The sequence below is a fragment of the Mycobacterium sp. genome (genome assembly GCF_050701675.1).
Taxonomy (GTDB): domain Bacteria; phylum Actinomycetota; class Actinomycetes; order Mycobacteriales; family Mycobacteriaceae; genus Mycobacterium.
The window spans coordinates 1-3,686 of the sequence record NZ_JBOGDD010000139.1 but is presented as its reverse complement, the minus strand read 5'-3'; the positions used below and the strand labels follow the sequence as shown (position 1 = coordinate 3,686).

The 3,686-nt window shown below is 67.9% G+C and carries 3 protein-coding genes; all 3 read right to left on the bottom strand.

From position 1 onward, the window contains the following. Positions 1-761, bottom strand: a 761-nt coding sequence (locus tag ACRDUX_RS04110) for an aldehyde dehydrogenase family protein (RefSeq protein ID WP_526411287.1), incomplete at its 3' end; no start/stop codon positions are given. A gap of 108 nt (positions 762-869) precedes the next feature. Then, the gene (locus ACRDUX_RS04105; protein ID WP_526411285.1) at positions 870-2,177 is read right to left on the bottom strand and encodes a helix-turn-helix domain-containing protein; all 1,308 of its coding nucleotides are present in this window, start codon (positions 2,175-2,177) and stop codon (positions 870-872) included. Between the two features lie 110 nt (positions 2,178-2,287). Continuing rightward, positions 2,288-3,686: acetate--CoA ligase (locus ACRDUX_RS04100; protein WP_526411283.1), on the bottom strand; the 1,399-nt coding region annotated here is incomplete at its 5' end.

Here is a 3,686-nt window from a genome sequence, read left to right as displayed (position 1 = left end):
CTGGCGTACTGCATGATCAGCCGCCCGGTCGTCGTCTCACCGGTGACCGCGATCTTGGCGATGCGGTTCGAGCTGGCCAACGGCTTGCCGGCTTCCACGCCGAATCCGTTGACTATGTTGAGGACCCCGGCGGGGAGCAGATCCCCGATTACCGACATCAGGTACAGGATCGAGGCGGGTGTCTGCTCGGCTGGCTTGAGCACGATGGCGTTGCCCGCGGCGAGTGCGGGGGCGAGCTTCCACACGGCCATCAGGATGGGGAAGTTCCACGGGATGATCTGGCCGACGACGCCGAGCGGTTCGTGGAAGTGGTAGGCGACGGTGTCCTCGTCGATCTGGGACAGCGACCCCTCCTGCGCCCGGATGGCTCCGGCGAAGTACCGAAAGTGGTCCACTGCCAACGGGATGTCGGCGTTCAGTGTCTCCCGGACCGGCTTGCCGTTGTCCCAGGACTCCGCGACGGCGATGGCTTCGAGGTTCTCCTCGATGCGGTCGGCGATCCTGTTCAGGATCAGCGAACGCTCGCCTGGCGACGTCTTGCCCCACGCGGGCGCTGCCGCGTGCGCGGCGTCCAACGCCTTCTCGACGTCGGATTCGTCGGAGCGTGCGACCTCGCAGAAGGTCTGCCCGGTGACGGGCGTCGGGTTCTCGAAGTACCGGCCCGCAGTGGGGGGCACCCACTGGCCTCCGATGTAGTTGTCATAACGGGACTCGAAGGACATCACCGAGCCTTCGGCACCGGGCCGCGCGTAAACAGTCATTGACTTTCCTCTCCTGCACCAGGGCGACGAATGTGTCGGTCGTCACTCACGGTAGGCAGGAGGGGGTTGCAGCACGGTTGCACGGCGTGAGCAACGTTGTCGGGGACGTCAGCCGAGTTCGAAGTCCAGGCCGACGAGGTGTCCATGGGCCTGCGCCCGGATCAGCGGTCTGTCGCCCGAGCCGTCACGCAGCACGCGCCAGCCGTCCCGGTCATCACGGCCTTCGGGCAGTTCGAGCCAGCGCCTGAGCAGCGACAGGCTTCCCGCCGACGAGTCGGCCAACACGGCGCTTCGCAGGCTCGCGCTCAGTTCGGTGCGCAACCGGGCGATGGCGGGGGAGACCGACTGGCTGAGCAGCGGACCCGCATAGCGGTTGAGCGCCGATGCCACGTCACCGGAGGAAAGGGCGTCGAACACGTCGGCCAGGTCACTGGCCAGCGGCGCCGTCAGCCGGTAGGGGCGCGAGGAGATGAATTCGCGGCCGACGATCTTGCGCAGCCGTGACATCTCCGCGCGGATGGTGACCACGTCGAGGTGCTTGTCGTCCAACAGCATCGCCAGGTGATCGGCACTCAGGCCCTCGGGGTGTCTGCTCAGGAGCACCAGGATCTCGGCGTGCCTGCCGGTGAGCACGGTGCGGTGCAGATGCCCGCGCTCGTCGGTGATCTCCCACCGCGGTCGATCTGCACCAAGCACCAACAGATGAGGCAGCCCGACCCGCCCGTCCGCGCGGGCGGACTCGGTGAACCGCAACAGGGCCAGATGGTTCTCGACGGCCACCACGGTGGCGCGCACCAGGGCCAGCGTCTGCTGCGACGACACCTCGGCTCCGCCCGTCAGGTCGATCGCGCCGATGAGCGCGCCCGTTCCCGGATCGTGCACCGGGAACGCCGTGCAGCTCCACGGCTGGACCAGCCGCGAGAAGTGCTCGGTCCCGCGGATCTGCACCTCGGCGTCGAGCGCCAAGGCCGTACCCGGCGCATTGGTGCCCGCGCCGCGTTCACTCCAGTCGGCGCCGGGAACGAAGTTCATGGCCTCGGCCTTGCGGCAGGCCCCGGCGTCGCCCTCGACCCAGAGCAGGGTGCCGTCGGCGGCGCTGATGGCGACCATCACCCCGGAGGACGTCGCGTCCTGGACGAGCAGCCTGCGGATTACGGGAAGAGCGGACGCCAGTGGGTGGGTGGCCCGCATCCGGGCGATGCTCTGCGCGAGGTCGGATGACTGGGCACCTCGGTCGGGGTCGACGCCCCTGGCCAGGCTGCGCTGCCAACTCTCCGCGACGACCCGGCGAAGCAGGGTCGAGTCCAGGTAGGAGGCGTCGACCTCACCGGCGACGAAGAGTTCGTGAACTGCGCGCACCTTCGCCGAGGGGACCAGGGCTGCTGCCCCGCCGCCCACCGTCTTGGATGAACCCACCGGCGATCACGCTCCTCGCGGGCATGTGGACGCCGCGCGTGGCAGTCACGATAGTCCAACTCCGCGGGCTGCGGACCGGGACTTTCTTGCCCGTCACATCCGTGCGAAACCTACTTGCTGGCGCGGATGGCTTCGAAGACGCTGGGGTCCAGGAGGGTGGAGGTGTCGCCGAGTTCGCGGCCTTCGGCGACGTCGCGGAGTAGGCGGCGCATGATCTTGCCGCTGCGGGTCTTGGGCAGTTCGGGGACGACGTGGATTTCGCGGGGTCGGGCGATGGGGGAGATCTCGGTGGCGACCTGTTTGCGTAGTTCCTCGATCATGGTGTCAGCGCCACCGGCAGCGCTGGCCTTGAGGATGACGAACGCGCAGATCGCTTGGCCGGTGGTGTCGTCGGTGGCGCCGACGACGGCGGCCTCGGCGACCCCGGAGTGCCCGACCAATGCCGATTCGACCTCGGCGGTGGAGATGCGGTGTCCGGAGACGTTCATGACGTCGTCGATGCGGCCCAGCACCCAGATCTCACCGTCACTGCCGTAGCGGGCGCCGTCACCAGCGAAGTACCAGCCCTGCTCGGCGAAGCGCGACCAGTAGGTCTCCCGGTAGCGCTCGGGGTCACCCCAGATGCCACGCAGCATCGACGGCCACGGCTTGTCCAAAACCAAATAGCCACTGACCTGCTCGCCGTGCCCGGTGCCCGGCGCCAACTCGTTGCCGTCGTCGTCGACGATCTTGGCCGAGATGCCCGGCAGCGCGGTCATCGCAGAACCCGGCTTCGTGTCGGTCACCCCGGGCAGCGGGGAGATCATGATCGACCCGGTCTCGGTCTGCCACCAGGTGTCCACGACGGGAGTCTTGTCGGCGCCGAAGTGGGTGCGATACCAGCGCCACGCCTCGGGGTTGATCGGCTCCCCGACCGAACCGAGCAGCCGCAAGCTGGACAGATCGTGAGCCGCGGGGAGCTGGCGCCCCAGCTTCATGAAGGTACGAATCAGGGTGGGGGCGGTGTAGTAGATGGTGACGCCGTACTTCTCGATCACCTGGAAGTGGCGGTGCTCATCCGGTGAGGCGGGGGTGCCCTCGTAGAGGACTTGGGTGACGCCGTTGGACAGCGGTCCGTAGACGATGTAGGTGTGCCCGGTGACCCAGCCGATGTCGGCGGTGCACCAGTAGACATCGGTGTCGGGTTTGACGTCGAAGACGTTGTAGTGCGTGTACGACGACTGCGTCAGGTAGCCGCCGGTGGTGTGCACGATGCCCTTGGGCTTGCCCGTGGTGCCCGAGGTATACAGCAGGAACAGCGGCTGCTCGGCGTCGAACGCCTCGCAGACGTGCTCGGGCGAGGCGGAGTCGACGACGTCGTGCCACCACAGGTCACGGCCGTCGGTCCATTCGACGTCGATCCCGGTGCGGCGCACCACCAGTACGTGCTCCACACTCGGTTGCCCATCGACCGCTTCGTCGACGGCGTCCTTGAGCGAGGCCGCCTTGCCGCGGCGGTACTGCCCGTCG